Source organism: Enterococcus sp. AMC1086, from assembly GCF_058216575.1.
Genome location: NZ_CM177100.1, coordinates 2812030 through 2830396, shown reverse-complemented (window position 1 = coordinate 2830396; position 18367 = coordinate 2812030). Strand labels below are relative to the sequence as shown.

At 35.4% G+C, this 18367-nt stretch carries 16 protein-coding genes, 1 pseudogene and 1 other annotated feature; of the genes and pseudogenes, 8 read left to right on the top strand and 9 right to left on the bottom strand.

What is annotated here, in order from left to right:
• The first annotated feature begins 13 nt into the window (after positions 1 to 13).
• From AC4BC4_RS13300 to AC4BC4_RS13275, 6 genes and pseudogenes are all read left to right on the top strand, one after another.
• Positions 14 to 364, top strand: coding sequence for an EF2685/EF0750 family sortase-dependent surface protein (locus AC4BC4_RS13300; RefSeq protein WP_490476008.1), 351 nt, complete (start codon positions 14 to 16; stop codon positions 362 to 364).
• A 1-nt stretch (position 365) separates the two neighbouring features.
• Positions 366 to 1163, top strand: coding sequence for a WxL domain-containing protein (locus AC4BC4_RS13295; protein ID WP_490476007.1), 798 nt, complete (start codon positions 366 to 368; stop codon positions 1161 to 1163).
• 28 nt (positions 1164 to 1191) lie between these two features.
• Positions 1192 to 1956, top strand: coding sequence for a WxL domain-containing protein (locus tag AC4BC4_RS13290; RefSeq protein ID WP_490476006.1), 765 nt, complete (start codon positions 1192 to 1194; stop codon positions 1954 to 1956).
• A gap of 193 nt (positions 1957 to 2149) precedes the next feature.
• Complete coding sequence (locus AC4BC4_RS13285) at positions 2150 to 3250, top strand: WxLIP family cell surface protein (protein ID WP_490476005.1); 1101 nt, start codon at positions 2150 to 2152, stop codon at positions 3248 to 3250.
• 13 nt (positions 3251 to 3263) lie between these two features.
• Positions 3264 to 3938 carry a hypothetical protein gene (locus tag AC4BC4_RS13280; RefSeq protein ID WP_490476004.1) on the top strand — a complete coding sequence of 225 codons (675 nt, stop codon included), beginning with the start codon at positions 3264 to 3266 and terminating at the stop codon, positions 3936 to 3938.
• Between the two features lie 144 nt (positions 3939 to 4082).
• A pseudogene (locus AC4BC4_RS13275) lies at positions 4083 to 6687 on the top strand (YfhO family protein).
• Between the two features lie 65 nt (positions 6688 to 6752).
• Here the strand turns inward: AC4BC4_RS13275 and mnmM are convergent.
• The 5 genes from mnmM to AC4BC4_RS13250 form a co-directional block, all read right to left on the bottom strand.
• Positions 6753 to 7316, bottom strand: a complete 564-nt coding sequence (gene mnmM / locus AC4BC4_RS13270) for a tRNA 5-(aminomethyl)-2-thiouridylate-methyltransferase MnmM (RefSeq protein WP_490476003.1) — start codon at positions 7314 to 7316, stop codon at positions 6753 to 6755.
• Complete coding sequence (mnmL, locus tag AC4BC4_RS13265) at positions 7316 to 8284, bottom strand: tRNA modification radical SAM protein MnmL/YtqA (RefSeq protein ID WP_490476002.1); 969 nt, start codon at positions 8282 to 8284, stop codon at positions 7316 to 7318. The genes mnmM and mnmL overlap by 1 nt, the downstream gene beginning before the upstream one ends.
• A gap of 14 nt (positions 8285 to 8298) precedes the next feature.
• Complete coding sequence (locus AC4BC4_RS13260; protein WP_490476001.1) at positions 8299 to 8949, bottom strand: phosphatase PAP2 family protein; 651 nt, start codon at positions 8947 to 8949, stop codon at positions 8299 to 8301.
• A gap of 135 nt (positions 8950 to 9084) precedes the next feature.
• Positions 9085 to 10116 carry a DUF4097 family beta strand repeat-containing protein gene (locus tag AC4BC4_RS13255; protein ID WP_490476000.1) on the bottom strand — a complete coding sequence of 344 codons (1032 nt, stop codon included), beginning with the start codon at positions 10114 to 10116 and terminating at the stop codon, positions 9085 to 9087.
• 1 nt (position 10117) lies between these two features.
• Complete coding sequence (locus tag AC4BC4_RS13250) at positions 10118 to 10774, bottom strand: DUF1700 domain-containing protein (RefSeq protein WP_490475999.1); 657 nt, start codon at positions 10772 to 10774, stop codon at positions 10118 to 10120.
• A gap of 241 nt (positions 10775 to 11015) precedes the next feature.
• Between AC4BC4_RS13250 and AC4BC4_RS13245 the strand changes: the two genes are divergently transcribed.
• Together AC4BC4_RS13245 and leuS are read left to right on the top strand one after the other, a co-directional pair.
• A complete protein-coding gene (locus AC4BC4_RS13245) occupies positions 11016 to 13052 on the top strand; it encodes a muramidase family protein (protein WP_490475998.1) in 2037 nt (678 codons plus the stop codon).
• A gap of 51 nt (positions 13053 to 13103) precedes the next feature.
• Positions 13104 to 13384, top strand: a binding site (T-box leader).
• A 239-nt stretch (positions 13385 to 13623) separates the two neighbouring features.
• Positions 13624 to 16137, top strand: coding sequence for a leucine--tRNA ligase (gene leuS, locus AC4BC4_RS13240; RefSeq protein ID WP_490475997.1), 2514 nt, complete (start codon positions 13624 to 13626; stop codon positions 16135 to 16137).
• A gap of 120 nt (positions 16138 to 16257) precedes the next feature.
• Here the strand turns inward: leuS and AC4BC4_RS13235 are convergent, their stop codons facing one another.
• From AC4BC4_RS13235 to AC4BC4_RS13220, 4 genes are read right to left on the bottom strand one after another with little or no spacing between them, the layout of a single operon-like run.
• Positions 16258 to 16581 (bottom strand): hypothetical protein, encoded by a 324-nt coding sequence (locus AC4BC4_RS13235; protein WP_490475996.1) that lies wholly within the window; start codon positions 16579 to 16581, stop codon positions 16258 to 16260.
• Positions 16582 to 16604: 23 nt separating this feature from the next.
• Complete coding sequence (locus tag AC4BC4_RS13230; protein WP_490475995.1) at positions 16605 to 16847, bottom strand: hypothetical protein; 243 nt, start codon at positions 16845 to 16847, stop codon at positions 16605 to 16607.
• A 14-nt stretch (positions 16848 to 16861) separates the two neighbouring features.
• A complete protein-coding gene (locus AC4BC4_RS13225) occupies positions 16862 to 17407 on the bottom strand; it encodes a hypothetical protein (protein WP_490475994.1) in 546 nt (181 codons plus the stop codon).
• Positions 17341 to 18108 carry a hypothetical protein gene (locus AC4BC4_RS13220; protein WP_490475993.1) on the bottom strand — a complete coding sequence of 256 codons (768 nt, stop codon included), beginning with the start codon at positions 18106 to 18108 and terminating at the stop codon, positions 17341 to 17343. Before AC4BC4_RS13220 ends, AC4BC4_RS13225 begins: the two co-directional genes overlap by 67 nt.
• Positions 18109 to 18367: the final 259 nt, after the last annotated feature.

Genomic DNA, 18367 nt, shown 5'->3' with positions numbered 1-18367 from the left:
AGGAGGAAAAATTATGAAAGTATGTAAAAAGCAACTATCATACATGCTCTTCCTTGCATTGACTTTAGTTGCTATTTATAGTGGACCAACTAAAACAGTAAATGCAACGCAAGTAGAGGGTGGAGCGGTTCAAACAAACGGTGTAGTCAGTTTTTATAAAGAAGATAAAAGTAGTTCAATGGATTCAACAGCTACTATGCCCACAAACAATTCAGCAAATAGTGCGAAGCCTATTGGACGATATCCATCAACAGGTGAACGTAACCAAAAAAACTTGATAGTTCTAGGTTTGCTATTATTGCTGCTCGTTTTTCTCTTGTTCTATTTTATAAAAAGGAAAAAGCAAAAAAAGGAGTCTAACTAAAATGAAAAAGAAAAAATATTTATTTAGGCTGGGCGCTGTTCTTTTTGCGAGTGTATTGATTTTTCCATATAAATCACAAGCTGAGATAAATCAAGGTGGAAATGGCACTATTCGTTTTGATGGAGAATATAAGCAAGAGATACGGGACCCAGAACGTCCAACTAAGATTGTTGATCCTGGAATGAGTCCAGTAACTAAGGGAGATTTACGGATTGATTTTGTTCCTCAATTAGACTTTGGTTCAAATAAAATTTCTGATCAAGATGAACTATATCCCGGAAATGCTCAGCTTTTTCTCGATGAGACTGAGGCAAGGGGTAATTTTATTCAGTTATCTGATTATAGAGGAACAGGTTCTGGTTGGCTTCTTCAAGTAAGACAAGAGACACAATTGAAAAATCCTACGATCAGCGATAAAGAATTAAATGGAGCAGTCATTTCGTTTGATCAATCTTGGGTAAATTCTACAAGAGATATGAAACAAGCACCAATCGTATCTAAAGAGATTGTTCAGATTAATAATATTGGTGAAACGTATAATTTAGCACAAGCCAAGACAGGAACAGGTGAGGGGACGTGGTCAATTATATTCGGCGCGTCAATTGATAATGACAATGAGAAGAAACATACACTTTCAGAGAGACTGGATAGAACGGGAGAACGAATAAGCAATCCTCAATTCAATAATAAAACAGTCTATCAGAATTCTGCAGTAACATTATCAATACCTGGAGCAACAAAACAAGAACCAGTAAATTACCAAACGGTGATAACTTGGATTTTATCCGAGCTACCATAAAAACACACAATATTAGGAGGAAACACACATGAAAAACAGTTACAAATTAATGGGAGCAGTATTATTAGCTACAGTCTCAGTAGGACTAGCCTTACCATCCGTATCAAAAGCGGCGCCAGGAGATAATGTTGGAAAAGGAAAAATCAACTTCACACAAGATGATAGTACCAACCCAACAAATCTACCACCGGGTGAATCATCAGGAGATCCAATTACTGAGCCAACACAAAATACGGAAGCCAATCCTTTAAAAATCGTTTCGGTGACAGACTTAGATTTTGACACGCATGCAATTATTTCCAATGATTCAGATAAAACGTATGATGCAAAAGCGTTTAAAACGACGACAACAAAAGGCGATGAAGCTATAATGCCTCATTTTGTTCGTTTCCAAGATATTCGTTCTGATGCAGATACAAACTACTACACAATATCAGCAGAAATGACGAAACAATTCTCTAATGGAAAAAGAGTATTAGAGGGAGCAACAATTGATTATAAAAATGTTTCGCTGGTTACAGGAACAAATGAAAAAACAAAACCAGATGTAACTGTAGAAGGAACATTGGCACCAACGTTTAATTTAGCTTTAGACAATAAAGAAACCATCCTAACAAACGAGCAAGAAGGAAAAGGATTTGGTGTGTTTGAATTGATGTTTGGAGATAAAGCGGCAACAACGGCTGATCCAGAAGCATACAATTCAGTTACGTTAAACATTCCAGGCGATAACCTATTAAAAACAGGTGATTATCAAGCTGAAGTAACATGGTCTATTACAGATGCAAACTAAGTAAAAAAAATCATTATGTACTAAAGAAAATGAAAAGTGTCAATTGAAAGAAACACTCTTGATTAAAGCGTTCAATTTTGGATCCCAAAACAAAAATAATTTTTTGTTTTGGGATTGTTATTTGTATGACCATAAAAAGATAGTATCTATCAATTTATACTAGCGTAATTATATAGTAGAAAAGAGGATTTTTATGAAGAGAAAGATAGTTGTTGTGATTCTCAGTTTTGTATACATAGTGTGTTTGTTTTTTCCATCGATGGGTTATGCAAATACAGAAAATCAACCTAATTCTGCTCCAGGTGGTTTTTCATTTGAAGTAATCCAGCCAGAGAACCAACGAAATAAAGAAGTGACCTACTTTGATCTTCTTATGCAACCTGGTCAAAAACAAACAGTACAAATGAGAATGAATAACTCATCCAACAAGGAAATAAAAATTAGCATCAAACTGAATAGTGCAAAAACGAATAGTAATGGCGTGATAGAGTATGGACCAAACAAAATTCCAAAGGATAAATCCGTAACATATGACTTTAGCGAAATCGTTAAAGCACCAAAAGAAGTAGTGATCCCGGCTGGTGAAAGCCAATTAGTCGGATTCGAATTAACTATGCCAAAATCTGAATTTAAAGGTTTCGTTTCAGGTGGAATACAGTTGCAGCAAATAGATGATGAAGGGGAAAAAAAAGAAACTAAATCAGGTATGGTAGTAAACAAGTTTGCTTATTTGGTAGGTATGTTGCTAAGCGAGTCTGAAATAGAGGGAATCAAACCAGATTTGAAGTTAAATAGCGTATACCCAGAATTACAGAACTTTCGAAATGCTGTCTTTATTAATTTTTCTAATACCCAACCCGTGTATACGGAAGGAATGTCCGTCAACGTTCAAATCAATAAAAAGAATTCGGAAGAGATTTTATATGAAACGAAAAAAAATAATATGAGAATGGCGCCTAATTCAATGATTGATTTTCCTATTTCTATGAATGGAGAAGAAATGAAACCGGGTACGTATCGAGCCAATATTTTAGTGACAACAACAGCTGGAGGAAAATGGGCATGGAAGCAAGAATTTAAAATAACGAATGAAGATGCAGATAAGTTTAATGAACAAGATTTAAGCTTAGTACAAGATAAAAGTATTCAATGGGGAATCATTAGCGTTATTATTGGCATTGTTCTTTTACTGGCAATAGTTATTTATCTACTCATTCGCATGAGGCAAAAAAATAAAGCAAAAAAAGAACGGTTAAAACGTAAAATGGCTAAGAAAAAAATAAAAAATAGATAGGGTGAGAAATACTGTGGAAATACTTGATTGGATTTTTACTATTTTAGTATCCTTTTTCATATTAGGGTTGATCTTCTCAGTAATCTATTTGTTTTCTTTACTAAAAACTCAAAAAAGACTAAAAAAATTAAAAAAGAATAAACCAAAAAATAAAAAGAAACGTAAAAAATGGGTACGCCAACGAAAAAAAGGAGAACGACAGCGTAAGAAACAATTGAGTCTGGTATTGTTTTTTATCATTGGTTCACTAATATGTGGTGCGGCTGCAGCATATAGCCAATATTATCAAGCAACTAATTTAGGAGAAAAAGACTCAGATGCGATAATTCAAGGGTATCATTTAATCAATGGTATTCAAAAACAATTAGATCAAATTGATGATAAAAAGTATGAGCTGAAAATTCAAAAGAACTTATATGATCTTTCTGCACGCTTATCTAGCTATGGAGCTAGGAATGCAGACCGTCGTCTTTCTCAAAAAGGGCAGCTATTGTTGAATCGATTTTACGCAAATATGAAAGAACTAGGATTAAATATAAACAACCAATCAGTTGATTCATTGCGAAATAAGAAAATAATGGACGGATATGATTCTGATCTAATTAAAGCAAAACAAAATCAAGAGAAAGTTTTCACCTATTTTCACATAGATGAACGTGCATTAACAGAAGTTGAGAAGAATGATTGAGCAAAAACGAAGATGAGGTAAATTGCTGTTTAGCATTAACTGGTTTAACGCTATTCTTTGTTATACAGAGCTAATTTTTTTCTTTTTTGAGCTTTTTTACTTAAAAAGTACGAGAGTTTTTTAATACTATAAAGTGAGGGGACTATGAAAAAGGTAAGGGCTTTTATTGAAACGCAAAGTATCTATGGACTAATCAGTTTTTTAGTACCAATTATAATAATGGCAGGTATTTATAGATCTATTGGGATCTATCCAGGAAGCGTAGACCGAACTATTTTAGCAAGTGATGCTTTTTCCCAATATGCAAATTTTCATGCGAGTTTCAATAATGTTTTAAAAGGAGAACAGAGCATCTTCTATACATGGTATGGTTCATTAGGGTTAAATTATTGGACGTTTGTATCCTATTATTTAGGAGGGGTATTTACACCACTCGTTTTCTTTTTTGATAATGTGAATATGCCAGATTATCTTTATTTTTTGACGTTACTAAAAATCGGTAGTGTAGGGTTAAGTTTTTGGATCTTGTCCATTCAAACATTTAAAATTCCCAAATGGACACAGGTACTACTAAGTATTTCGTATGCATTGATGTCATTTGTGATTTCTTTTTCAGAGATTGTTATGTGGTTAGATGGATTAATATTTTTACCACTTATTACTTTAGGGATTCATCGTCTATTGGAGCAAAGAAAACCAACGCTCTTATTTATTAGCTATTTAGTACTCTTTTTATCTAATCTTTATATAGCTTTTATGGTAGGTCTATTTTCCTTTTGCTATTTTATAGCCAAAATGTGTGCAGAACCCAAAAAATATAGAAAACGATTGCCGATGTATCTATTGACCTCTGTTCTAGCTGGAGGAGCATCTATGATTCTGATCTTGCCTACAATTCTAGATTTAAGAAACAATGGAGAGGCATTATCGGCTATTAGACACTTGAAAACAGCTGCAACGGGACCGCTAGATTTAGTCATTAAAAATATGGTTGGTGTATATGATAGTACTAAGTTTGGTTCTATTCCTTATGTATTTGCAGGCTTATTTGGATTGCTTTTTTGTCTATATTACTTTGTTAGTAAGAAAAATTCTTTAAGAGAAAAAATTTGTTTTGGAAGTCTTTTTTACTACTTATTTTCAGTTTTTATTTAGAACCATTGAATCTATTATGGCAAGGAATGCACGCACCGAATATGTTTTTATTTCGCTATAGTTTTCTATTTTCATTTTTAGTCCTGTTGCTTGCTGGCTATGGAATAGAAAAATATGAAGATAGTGATTTTGAGCAATTAACAACAATTATTGTGACTCTACTAGTTCTTTTTATAGGTACTAAGATACTAATGGATCGAAGCACAAATGAGTATTTAACCAATTTTTCCTTCATTTTAACAACTTTATTTTTAGTGGGTTATCTATTTTATTCTTCTTATTGAGTAAGACAAAAAAATACAAAAAAATTGTAATCTTCCTTCTTTTTTTAACTACTAGTTTTGAACTTACGTTAAATAGCTTAGAGATCATTAAGGGGATTTCGGTGGAATGGAATTATCCCGCAAGAAAATTTTATTCTGGCTCGTATTCAGACATAAAGGATTTAGTCGATGAAACAAAGGCTGAGAATGAGACATTTTATCGTTTAGAAAATCTGGATGCTATTTCAGCAAATGATAGTTTTAACTATGGATACAGTGGTATTTCCATGTTTTCTTCAATCAGAAATCGTCATTCTTCAGTTTATTTAAATGATTTAGGCTATCGATCATTAGGTACAAATTTAAATATTCGATATGGGAATAATACATTATTAATGGATTCGTTGATTAGAGTAAAATACAATCTTTCTAAAACAGAGTTAAACAAATTTGGTTTTGACGAAAAAGATAGGCATGGTGAATACAAACTATACGAGAATAAATATGCACTGCCTTTAGGAATCCTGACAGATAAGGAAATATATGAACCAGAGGCTGTGCAAACGCAAGCAACCTTATTTAACCATTTAGCCGAAACCAATGAGGACTTTTTTACATTTGCTTCAACAAAAAAAATTAGAACAAAAAATTTGAAAGAAGAAGTCAAAAAAATAAATAAAACAACGATTGTAACATATACTGCTGAAAATAAAGCTGAACCTATTGAAATTGAATGGGAATCAATAGTACCAGCTGGCAAACAAGCTTATTTTAGCGTACATCCAACTAATTATGAAGACTTAGGTGCTACGAAGCTTGCTATCAAGGTAAATGAAGAAGAGAGAATTTCGACTATTTCTGAGACTGGACAATACTATGATTTGGGTTATTATGATGCGCTAACAACCATTCAATTTAAAACCACATTTTATGGAGGAGAGGGAAATAATATAGGGATTATTGCGCCTGATATTGCCTTGATGGACGTGAACAAATTTAAAAAAGCATTTAAAAGTGTAGAAGAAAAAGGGGTAGAACTTTCCGTAACAGGGCGGAAAGTAACTGGGCAAGTGATAGTAGAAAAGGATCAAGTTCTTTTAACAACAATTCCTTATGATAGAGGTTGGAAAGCGTATGTCGACGGTAAAAAAGTTGAGATCCCTATCTTTAAACAAGCCCTGTTGACCATGCCTATTCCAACTGGTGAACACGAAATCACACTTGTTTTTTTACCAGAAGGTATCGTAGTTGGAAGCTGTTTATTTATTTTGTGTATAGTTATTTTTAGCGGGTATCGTTATTGGTTAAAAAAGCCATTGAATAAAGTATGAAATAGTATAGTAGCATGGGGAAATCTCATTAGTTTTGCCCCGCGCTACTATACTATTTTAGTGACTCATTTTTTTTCAATACAAAATAAAATCGGTGGATTATTTCTCTGATTGATAAATTGATAGGTCAATACGCTATATTCTTCTTGCGGTAGCTTTTGCGAATACTCATGTACCAATGCTAATTCTGCTTCGCCGCCAGTATGCCCATAATAAACAACTAAAATGATTCGTCCTTTAGACTTTAGGCGAGCAATCAATGCATCCAGTGCTTGTTTCGTTGTATCTGGTTGGGTGATGATTTGTTTATCACTTTTAGGCAGATAACCCAAATTAAAAATAGCAGCTTTTAATTGTGTGTCTTCTGGAATAGTCTCTTTAATGGTTTCATGTCCTTGATGTAGCAAAATCGTTTGCTCTTGTAAGCCTAATTCAGTCAGTCTTTTTTCTGTATTTACTAATGCTTGTTTCTGGACATCAAATGCATAAACTAGGCCATTTGTACCAACAAGTTCAGCTAAAAAAGCTGTGTCATTTCCGTTTCCCATCGTAGCATCAACGACGCTATCACCTTCTTGAATGACTTCTTTTAAAAGTGTATGACTAAAATGAAGTGCTGTCTGTAACATCAAGCAAGAACCTCCTTAGTGTTCCGTACATTATAGATTCCTTGGATACTATTCCGGCGTTTCATTTCATCATCGATTGCATTTAAAACTTCCCACTTTTTCAAACTCCACATTGGACCAACTAAGGAATCAGTTGGTGCATCTCCTGTTAAGCGATGAATGACGATTTCTGGCGGAATCATTTCTAATTGGTCACAAATAACACCAACATAATCTTTCCTAGTCATCAATTGCAAGCGCCCTTCATGATAATCTCTTAACATGCGAGTATTCGTCATTAAATGTAATAAGTGTAATTTGATTCCTTGAATATCTGAATCAAGAATCGTACGACGAACATTTTCTTTCATCATCTCTAGACTTTCACCAGGCAATCCATTGATCAGATGTGTGCAGACACGAATATCATGTTTACGCAATTTGGCTACACCATCTAGATAGGTCTGATAATCATGAGCTCGATTGATAGTGCTGCTAGTATTCTCATAAGTCGTTTGTAAGCCCAATTCTACCCATAAATAATAACGTTGATTCAGTTCTGCCAGATAATCAACAACATCATCTGGCAGACAATCAGGACGCGTACCAATTGAAATACCAACTACACCATGTTCATTAACTACCTGCTCAAAACGATGTCGAATCACTTCAACAGGCGCATGAGTATTCGTGAAGTTTTGAAAATATACAATATATTGGTCGACATTCGGCCATTTTTTATGCATCATTTGAACTTCTTTTTGAAATTGAATCGGTAATGGATCTTTTGGGGCAACAATCATATCACCAGAGCCTGAAACACTGCAAAACGTACAACCGCCTTTGGCAACAGTCCCATCTCGATTTGGACAATCAAATCCGCCATCTAAGGGGACTTTAAAAATTTTACTGCCAAATTGTTGTCGTAAAGCATAATTCCATGTGTGGTATCGCTTATTCAGATCTTCCGTATAGATAAATTCAGACATAATTTTTCTTCTTTCTATTGTTGTTTACTTTTAAAGCGCCAGATAAAACGTTTTTCTAAATAAATTGGGTAGCTCATCAATAGCCAAGCTAAACCAAAACAGAATCCACCCAAAACATCACTAGGGAAATGAACGCCCACATAGATTCGGCTGATACCAATTAAAAAAATACCTATCCCTAAGATAATTTGTAAAAATAAACAAAGATTTTTTTGTTTGACAAATTGTGGCAATAATAAAATAATCGTTCCATATAACAGCACACTACCTGTAGAATGACCACTTGGAAAGCTGTAGCTGTGTTCTGTTACTAAATGATCTAATGTTGGACGTGAACGCATAAAAACTAACTTAATCAATGGGTTTGCTACACCTGCGATCAATCCTATATTAATCAAAAGCCAAAGCATCTCTGCATAGTATTTTCCTCTAAATAGTATGAACGCAATTGCTAAAGTCAAAATACCCATAGTCAATGGATCAGCGAATTTTGTATACCAGATAAAAAATTGATTAGCCGATGGATAAGGTGTCCGAACAAATGTTGTGATCGTTTGGTCAAATCCTTTTAACCAGCCAGGATAAAAACGCACGACATAACCTAGAAACATAAAGACAACTAAAAAACAGCTGCCGGCAAATTGATAGTATAATTTATTTTTCATGAAAGATCCTTTCCCGTTTAGATAAAGCTTATTATATCATCAAATAATTAAGAAGACATCTGAGAATCATCAAAAAAAGGAGCCTATACAAAAACGTTGAACGTTCTAGTATAGACTCTGAATTCACAAAGCAAATTAGTCGTCTTCTCCATTTTCATAATCTGAAGGTCCTTCAACTGAAATATCACCAGAATTTGTTTGGAATGTAAACGATTTTGATCCATTTCCTTTTTTGTAAGAAGTTCGTTCTTTGCCGAAAATCGTACTATCACCTAATATTGTTTTTGCTTTGATTGTTACATCATATAAAACTTCTTCTGTGTGAAGATCGATACTTCCTTGCTGCGTGTCAACCATCAATTTTTTAGGAAGTTCTGTTCCGTATAATGAAAAATCTCCATTGATACTTTTAGCTTGTGCGTCACCTTTAAGATTAGTTGCTTCGATATCACCATTAGTTGTTTCTATTTTAGCAACTCCTGTAACGGTATTTAAAGAAATATCGCCAGATTTATTAGTAGCAGACCAATCAGAAGCAATAAAATCATTTATTTGAATATCCCCATTTGTTGAGTGAAACGTCGCTTTATCTGTTCGAACATCTGTGTATACGTTTAGATCGCCATTAACGGTTTCAGCGTTTAATTTTTCTACATGGGTATCATTGATAGTCAAATCAGCATTGGTTGTTTGAATGGACAAATCTTTTGTAGCAATACCTGAAAGATTGATATTTCCATCAGCTTTACCATTAATCACTAAGCGTTGAGTATCATCAGGGATGGTCAATGTGACAGCCGAACCTCGATTAAAAATACCCAATTTTAGCCCATCTAATTCTCGTCTATTCTTATTGCTATTTACTGAAATGGTCAACTGATCATCTTTTTCCTTAACATCTAAAGAACTATTTATTGAAACAGGCATAGAACTCCGAGTATTCATTTCGATAGTTGTTGAAGGTTCAGTTAAGATATAAAAATCAGCGTTACCAGAGAGATCAAGATAAATTTCTTTTGTATTTTGCTTATTTTTTATCTCATATGTTTGTTTTTTTTCATCGGTCATAGAATTTTCAGCACGTTTAAAATAAACGGCACTACCGATTCCGCCGATTATCATAGCTAAAACGCCGATGGTCAGAAAAAAAGCAGTTGTCTTTTTCATATTAAATCTCTCCTCTTAAAACACGAATATTCCACTGGAAATAACGTTTAAATACTTTTCCAAAAAATTTGGTTAAAGGTGTTAAAATCAATAGTCCGATGACCCCGGCACCGGATAGGAAAATACTAAAAAATAATTCGAACATTGTTCCATCATTAAAGCCGGAAAAGATTGAAATACCCCCGAGAATTGGTGAAAATAAGAAAATAACAGCGACTAACCAACCAGAGAATAAAAACATAATAAAAGCAAAAATCATCCAGAACATGAAAAGAAAATTAAATGAAAGGACGCCAATAACTTGGCAGAATCTCACAAAACCGTTATGTCGAGGACGCTCGTAGGAACGGTAATCATCATCATAAGGATGTTCAGGTATTTCTTCGTATTGATAGTCATTAGAAACAGTGGGCTGGATTTCTTGCCAACCATCGCGTTCAAGTTTTTTTTCAGGAACAGTGATGTCAAATTCCTGTAAAATTTCTTCAGCAATTCCTCTTGGTTTCCCTAAATTTTTTGCGATTTCTTCTTCCGTTTCACCACCAGCTAAACGTTCTTCAAAAATGACCTCGTATTTATTTAAAATAAACGCTTGTTGTTGGTGGGTCAAAGGTTTTAAATAAATTTTTAATTCAATTAAAAAGTGCTCTTTATTCATTTTTTTCCCCCATTTCATTGTACACTTATGCTACTTCTTCTCCACTATAGTTTTTTTTTGATACAATAACAAGCTTTTAAAGAAAAATCAGTCTAAGGTAAAGAAAGGTATCAGACTTGAGACCTAGCCTCTATCTTTAGTTTTTCAAAAAAAGGATAAAGAATTATTTCTATTTTCTTTGAAAAAAGGGTATAATAAAGTTCAGGGAATGCTTCTTTTTAGAAAATTTGGAGGATATATTATGGAAAAGTATAAAACATCAAGAAAAGAGCGAAGGAAAGCCGAACAGAACAAGCTTGCTTCTGATCAGTTAAGAAAAGGAACCACTGTACTTAGTTCTGCGATTGTTGTATCCTCAATTACTGCACCGATTATTACGCCAAAAATCGCTGAGGCATCAGAAGATAAGATACCAAGCCAACAAGTAAGTTACTCAGATACAACTACACATACAGAGGCCGCTCAAACACAAGTAGCGACAACTGACACAAACGATTCGATGACACAAGAAACTCAGACGATATCTCCTGAAACTTCTTCAAGTGATGAGATATCTGAAACACAAGAATCATCAGAATTGAATACATCAGAAACAACGCAAAGTACTGAGACAACGGAAGAATCAACTGAAACGACGGATTCCTCAAACAGCGAAACAGAGACGGAAGAATCAAAAATGCCTGAACTTGCGATGCGTTCAGCCTTTGCTGCACAGTCTAGAAGCATTAGTCCAAGTACCTTCATTGCTGATATAGCTGGACATGCGAAATCTGTTGCAGCTGCGAATGATTTATATGCATCGGTTATGATGGCTCAGGCAATTCTTGAAAGCGATTGGGGTAGAAGTACCTTATCAGCTGCACCAAACCACAATTTATTTGGGATCAAAGGAAGTTACCAAGGGCAATCTGTTACCATGAAAACATGGGAAGTTATTAATGGGCAGTGGATTCAGGTAAATGCAGCGTTTAGAAAATATCCTTCGTATTCTGAATCATTTTCTGATAATGCCTATGTTTTGAAAAATACGTCTTTTCAATCAGGTGTCTATTATTATTCAGGTGCATGGAAAAGTAACACAAACTCATACAAAGATGCAACAGCTTGGCTAACAGGACGTTATGCAACCGATCCTAGTTATAATACAAAATTGAATACTATTATTACAACATATAATCTAACGCAATATGACACACCTTCATCAGGCGGTGGCAATACAGGTGGCAACACCGGTGGGAATACTGGCGGGAGCGGCAACACAGGGAGCGGAACAAGTAATCAAGATGTGATCTATACAGTAAAAGCCGGCGATAGCTTGTGGGCCTTGTCTGCTAAATATGGCACATCAATCGCTACAATCAAAAGCTGGAATAAGCTTTCTAGTGATATGATTTATGTAGGTCAAAAACTGATTGTGAAAAAAGGTTCCGGGAACACAAGCGGCGGTAGCACTGGTGGCAATACAGGTGGCTCAACTGGAAATACAGGTGGTTCAGGCAATGCAGGAACGTCAAATTCATACTACACAGTAAAATCAGGGGACTCGTTATGGGCAATCGCCAATGCAAACGGCATAAGTATTGCGAATCTGCGTCAATGGAATAATTTAAGTGGAGATATCATTTATCCAGGTCAAAAACTGATTGTGAAAAAAAGTTCAGGGAATACAGGCGGTTCAACCGGAAATCCAGGTGGTTCAGGCAATGCAGGAGCCTCAAATTCTTACTATACGGTAAAATCGGGGGACTCATTATGGGTAATCGCCAATGCAAACGGCATAAGTATTGCGAATCTGCGCCAATGGAATAATTTAAATGGAGATATCATTTATCCGGGTCAAAAACTGATTGTAAAAAAAGGATCAAATGCTAGCGGAGGGAACTCAAGTGCTGGTAACAGTGGTTCAACAGGAAATACGGGTGGTTCAAATAATACTGGAACAGCTACTGGGCACTACACTGTAAAATCAGGAGATTCTCTGTGGGTAATTGCTAATGCAAATGGCATAAGTATTGCTAACCTGCGCCAGTGGAACAATTTAAGCGGGGACATCATTTATCCAGGTCAACGTTTAGTTGTGAAGAAAGGTCAGGGAGGATCAGCTAGTTCATCAGGGAATCAAGGAGGTAGTCAATCAGCAAGTTCATACACTGTAAAAAGTGGAGATACTTTATGGGGACTTTCTCAAAAATATGGAACAAGCGTCCAAAGAATCAAACAATTGAACAGTTTATCTAGCGATACAATTTATATCGGTCAAAAATTGAAAGTTAAATAAAACAATTGAAATTGATGGGAATCTTTGGTAGTATAATAGCACATGACAGATATACAAACAGTGAAAAGGAATAGTAGAAAGAACCATGTTTTAGAGAGCGTATGGTTGGTGAAAATACGTGCAGAAGCTTTCGAACTCGCCTTTGAGTTATTTTACTGAACGAATAAAGGAATTCTCTTTGCATTTATTTGATGAAGATGAGTGACAGTTAATAATTAGATGATCTTCTGAACTTTACTAAGTAAAATCGGTGGCGGCCGTTACAACGTTGAGGCTTGTAGTTATACAAGTAAATTTAGGTGGTACCACGTTGTCGATTGCACGTCCTATAGGAACTTTTTCCTGTAGGACTTTTTTTTGTTCATCACGTCACTTTGCTTTGATCTCATCAATTTCTAAGAACTGAAGTACTGTGATCAGCTATGCCACAGCAAAAGCTGAATAATACTTGTCGACCAGAAGGAAAGAAGTTACCTTACTATTGAAACCATTCAAAAGTAAGGAATGACTCTAAGAAAAATGCAAGACAAACAATATCAATAATAAGTTTTTTAAATAGGAGGAAAAAAACGTGAGTTACGATCACAAACAAATTGAGAAAAAATGGCAAAAATATTGGGCAAAGCACAATAGTTTTACAACACACGATGATTCAAATAAAGAAAAATTTTATGCCTTGGATATGTTCCCTTACCCATCAGGACAAGGTCTGCACGTAGGTCATCCAGAAGGGTACACAGCAACAGATATTTTGTCTCGAATGAAAAGAAGTCAAGGATATAGTGTACTGCATCCGATGGGGTGGGACGCATTTGGATTACCAGCTGAACAATACGCGTTAGATACTGGAAATGATCCAGCAGAATTTACGAAAAAAAATATCGAAACATTTAAACGTCAAATCAATTCGTTAGGTTTCAGTTATGATTGGAATCGTGAGATCAATACAACAGATCCAGAATATTATAAATGGACTCAATGGATTTTTACAAAATTATATGAACATGGCTTAGCATATGAAGCAGAAGTGGCAGTCAACTGGGTACCAGAACTTGGCACAGTGATTTCAAATGAAGAAGTTATTGATGGAAAAAGTGAACGTGGTGGCTATGATGTTGTCAGAAAACCGATGCGTCAATGGATGCTGAAAATTACGGCTTATGCAGATCGTTTACTGGATGATCTAGATTTAGTTGATTGGCCGGAGAGTATCAAAGATATGCAGCGTAACTGGATTGGACGTTCTGAAGGAGCGAACGTTACATTTAAAGTAGCAGGATCAAAAGACGAATTTACGGTATTCACGACTCGTCCAGATACATTATTTGGGGCAACATACACAGTTTTAGCACCTGAATTAGAGTTGGTGAAAAATATTACTACGCCAGAGCAAAAAAATGCTGTAGAAGCTTATATCGATGCGGCTTCAAAAAAATCAGATTTAAATCGGACAGATTTAGCCAAAGAAAAAACAGGTGTCTTTACTGGGGCTTACGCGGTAAATCCGGTAAATGGCGCTGAAATCCCGATCTGGATTTCAGATTATGTACTGGCGTCTTATGGAACCGGGGCAATTATGGCTGTTCCTGCTCATGATGAGCGTGACTATGAATTCGCTAAAGCATTCAATATTGAGATTATTCCAGTATTAGAAGGTGGAAATGTTGAAAAAGAAGCGTTTACAGGTGATGGAGTACACATCAATTCTGAATTTTTAGATGGTTTAAATAAGGAAGAAGCAATCACTAAAATAAATGAATGGCTAGAAGAAAACAAAGTAGGAAAAAAAGAAGTTAGTTATCGCTTGCGTGACTGGTTATTTTCTCGTCAACGATACTGGGGTGAGCCAATTCCTGTGATCCATTGGGAAGATGGATCAACAACGACAGTTCCAGAAGCTGAATTACCATTAAGATTGCCAAAAACAGATGATATCAAACCAAGTGGAACGGGTGAATCACCACTTGCAAATATTACTGATTGGATCAATGTAGTCGATCCTGAAACCGGCAAAAAAGGCAAACGTGAAACAAATACTATGCCGCAATGGGCAGGAAGTTCATGGTACCATTTACGTTATATTGACCCTCATAACAAAAATGAAATTGCCAATTATGAAAAGCTGGAACGCTGGCTACCAGTAGATATTTATATTGGTGGAGCCGAACACGCTGTACTCCATTTGCTTTATGCGCGTTTCTGGCATAAATTCTTATACGATATCGGTGTTGTTCCAACAAAGGAACCCTATCAAAAATTGTATAATCAAGGAATGATCTTAGGTCAAAGTTTCCGCGATGGCCGTGGTGTACTAGTTCCAACAAATATGGTCGAAAAACGTGATGGAGTCTGGATCAATCGTGAAACAGGTGAAGAGCTGGAAGAAGCACCAGCTAAAATGAGTAAATCATTGAAAAATGTTGTAAATCCTGACGATGTTATTGAAAAATATGGTGCTGATACATTAAGAATGTATGAAATGTTTATGGGGCCACTGGATGCATCTATTGCTTGGAGTGAAAATGGACTTGAAGGCAGCCGTAAATTCTTAGATCGTGTATGGCGTTTGATAGTAGATGAAAATAATAAAATGCGTGACCGCATTACAACTGTAAATGACGGACGTTTGACTAAAGTGTATAATCAAACAGTGAAAAAAGTAACAGAAGATATGGAAAATCTGCACTTTAATACAGCAATTTCTCAGTTGATGGTATTTGTGAACGAAGCAAATAAAATTGATGTTTTACCGTATGAATACATTGAAGGATTTGTTCAATTACTAGCACCAATTGCACCTCATATTGGAGAAGAGCTGTGGGCAATATTAGGCAATGAAGAAAGTTTAACGAATCAACCTTGGCCGACATATGATGAAGCTGCATTAGTTGAAGATGAGGTAGAAGTTGTTTTCCAAGTTAATGGAAAAGTTCGTGCAAAATTGAATATTACTCGAGGACTAAGTAAGGAAGAATTAGAAGAAAAAGCTTTAGCTGCACAAGAAATCCAAACCTTTATTGATGGAAAAACAGTCCGTAAGGTCATTGTTGTTCCAGATAAATTGGTTAATATTGTAGCGAATTAAATAATTTATTTTTATCTTGATTAATTCAAAGAACAGAGAGTGTAGAACAATAGTCTTTTCTTAAAACGAAAACAAATTCGATATTGATGATGATTGTCAAAATCGGATTTGTTTTTTCTTTTAACAATAAACTATTATACTGAAATCAAATAAAGAAAGGTTACCAAAGAGTTTGTTATTGTAAAATATCTGAATTTTCAGTTTTTTTCGAAAGCTTCTTTTACTTTTTTTTCCGAATTGTTCTTTGACAGCATTGCCCATACTTTCAGATACCGTTACCATATTTGTTTTCACTGAAGATAGTTTTGTTGCCCTACTTTGTTCCGTTTTTTGTTTATTGAGTTGTATTTTCTGATTCATCGAATGCCCAATTGCACAAGCTATTGATTCCTTTTGTGTTTTTTTTAAAGTTCCTCTGTTACATCGTCTAACATCAAAAATCACTCCCTTTCTTAGCTAATTCCTGATCATATAATGTACGAATAGCGCGATAATAAGTATCGTCTAATTTTTCTATCTAACGCATGTACAGCCTGCCTAATAAATTCCTGCTCTGGAACAGATTCTTTTAAATAATAGTGGGTCCTATCTGCAATTTCTTCCAAGTCACGTAGTCCATGATCTCTTTGAAAGAGAAGGGCCTCTTCTTTCTCTTCAAATTGGCGCTTTTTGCTTAAATAATCGTTCTTTAATACCTCTTGTTGATCCAACTGAACACTCCTTCTTAAAAAAGTTGACGCGCCAAATCTTTATCACTTTGAACAAGTTTGTCAAGACCAGATTTAATTTCAGAAACGAGATGATCAAAGCTTTCTCCTAGTTGTTTTGCTTTTGCGATTTGTTCAGTATAAAATGTCGTGGGTTCGGTCACAATACTTACTTTTGTTGCGCCCACTGAAGCTAATGCATCAAGTATTTCAGACTCGTTCAATTCTGTGCCAATTGATCGAGCATGTTGTAGTCCTTCTGTCCATACTTGTTCCGCTTCTGTAATCGCATCTTGATAGAATCGGATCACGTCAATCAATCTGTCTTTCATCGTCTGAGCAGCAGTTGTTACAGCGACTAAAGCTTGACTATTATCTAAATAAATTTCTTCATTCTTAGATAAGCTACCACCACTCGTTTTTAATTTTTTTCTTAATTTTTTTAATTCAGAAAAATCAAGTACTCGGTAGGCACCGTATAATTTTAAGTACTCTTTTACTCGAGCTTTCGCTTCAGCACCATCGTTTGTCCAGAATTTTCCATCATCCTTTTTTTCGCCCAATTCTTTGCAGCTCGTTCTACTTGCGCTTTGGTCATACCGGGAGCAAAAATACCGTCTTTGGCTAAGCGATCTAAATTTAACGTGTCCCCATCAAAGTATTTAGCGAGGGTCGTATGTTCATTAAAGCCAATTCCTTCGATAGGTGAAACCGTGCCGTACATATGTTCACGACCAGAAAGATTTGCCCATGAATCATTTTGGTGACGACACAATAGTTCAGGATTATTTTTCAACCATTTCAGTTGATTTCTTGAGAGTGTCTCAAATTGATCGCGCCCCCAATCGTCAAAACTAGTTGTTTGAAAGCCCATTTTTTGCCCATGTTCAGCGGCCATTTCCATCATGTAGCCCCCAGACTGACTAAAACCAGCTACATCTGTAATGATTCCATTGTGGTTTTTTATTTTCTTTTGTACTTGTGTTAAGAATGTTTCAGCCAAGTCATACTCACCGGAAAGTTCACCAATAGCGGCACCGCTTGCCGTTCCAAAACCACTTGATCCAGCCTCACCAGGCATATTGGTTCCTGCATATACGACTGTCACGTTATTGTAATCAGGTTTACCGTTGATTATTGGGGCGATTGCCATTGCGTTTAGTTGACTCTTTTTATCGCTGTCGGCTTTGTTGATGATTTGGAAATCTTGCTTCCCATCGTGTAGATCTAGTGAAAAATTGCGCTTATAGTCTTCATTGTTCATAGTCTGTCACTTTTAATAAAGAGAATGTGGGACAAAAGTAAAATTTCCTTTTTATATCCTAAATGCGAATAAATGATAGAAGTAGAAGTCATTCTTTTGGAAATAAGCTGAAATTCACAAAATTTGAAGATCGATTTTTATGAATTCTTCGAGTTAATACTGTTGCTTCAACTTTTGCACTAAACACTCTGTATAACTTCTTTTATTGTAAGAAACGACTGTAAGTATAATTTTCCTGAAACTTATTTTTAGTAAGTAA

What these genes read in the sequence shown, in the direction of transcription:
- AC4BC4_RS13300 (WP_490476008.1), top strand. Translation starts at nt 14, where the DNA reads ATGAAAGTATGTAAAAAGCAACTATCATACATGCTCTTCCTTGCATTG.
- AC4BC4_RS13295 (WP_490476007.1), top strand. Translation starts at nt 366, where the DNA reads ATGAAAAAGAAAAAATATTTATTTAGGCTGGGCGCTGTTCTTTTTGCG.
- AC4BC4_RS13290 (WP_490476006.1), top strand. Translation starts at nt 1,192, where the DNA reads ATGAAAAACAGTTACAAATTAATGGGAGCAGTATTATTAGCTACAGTC.
- AC4BC4_RS13285 (WP_490476005.1), top strand. Translation starts at nt 2,150, where the DNA reads ATGAAGAGAAAGATAGTTGTTGTGATTCTCAGTTTTGTATACATAGTG.
- mnmM (WP_490476003.1), bottom strand. Translation starts at nt 7,316, where the DNA reads ATGTTACAGACAGCACTTCATTTTAGTCATACACTTTTAAAAGAAGTC.
- mnmL (WP_490476002.1), bottom strand. Translation starts at nt 8,284, where the DNA reads ATGTCTGAATTTATCTATACGGAAGATCTGAATAAGCGATACCACACA.
- AC4BC4_RS13260 (WP_490476001.1), bottom strand. Translation starts at nt 8,949, where the DNA reads ATGAAAAATAAATTATACTATCAATTTGCCGGCAGCTGTTTTTTAGTT.
- AC4BC4_RS13255 (WP_490476000.1), bottom strand. Translation starts at nt 10,116, where the DNA reads ATGAAAAAGACAACTGCTTTTTTTCTGACCATCGGCGTTTTAGCTATG.
- AC4BC4_RS13250 (WP_490475999.1), bottom strand. Translation starts at nt 10,774, where the DNA reads ATGAATAAAGAGCACTTTTTAATTGAATTAAAAATTTATTTAAAACCT.
- AC4BC4_RS13245 (WP_490475998.1), top strand. Translation starts at nt 11,016, where the DNA reads ATGGAAAAGTATAAAACATCAAGAAAAGAGCGAAGGAAAGCCGAACAG.
- AC4BC4_RS13220 (WP_490475993.1), bottom strand. Translation starts at nt 18,108, where the DNA reads ATGAACAATGAAGACTATAAGCGCAATTTTTCACTAGATCTACACGAT.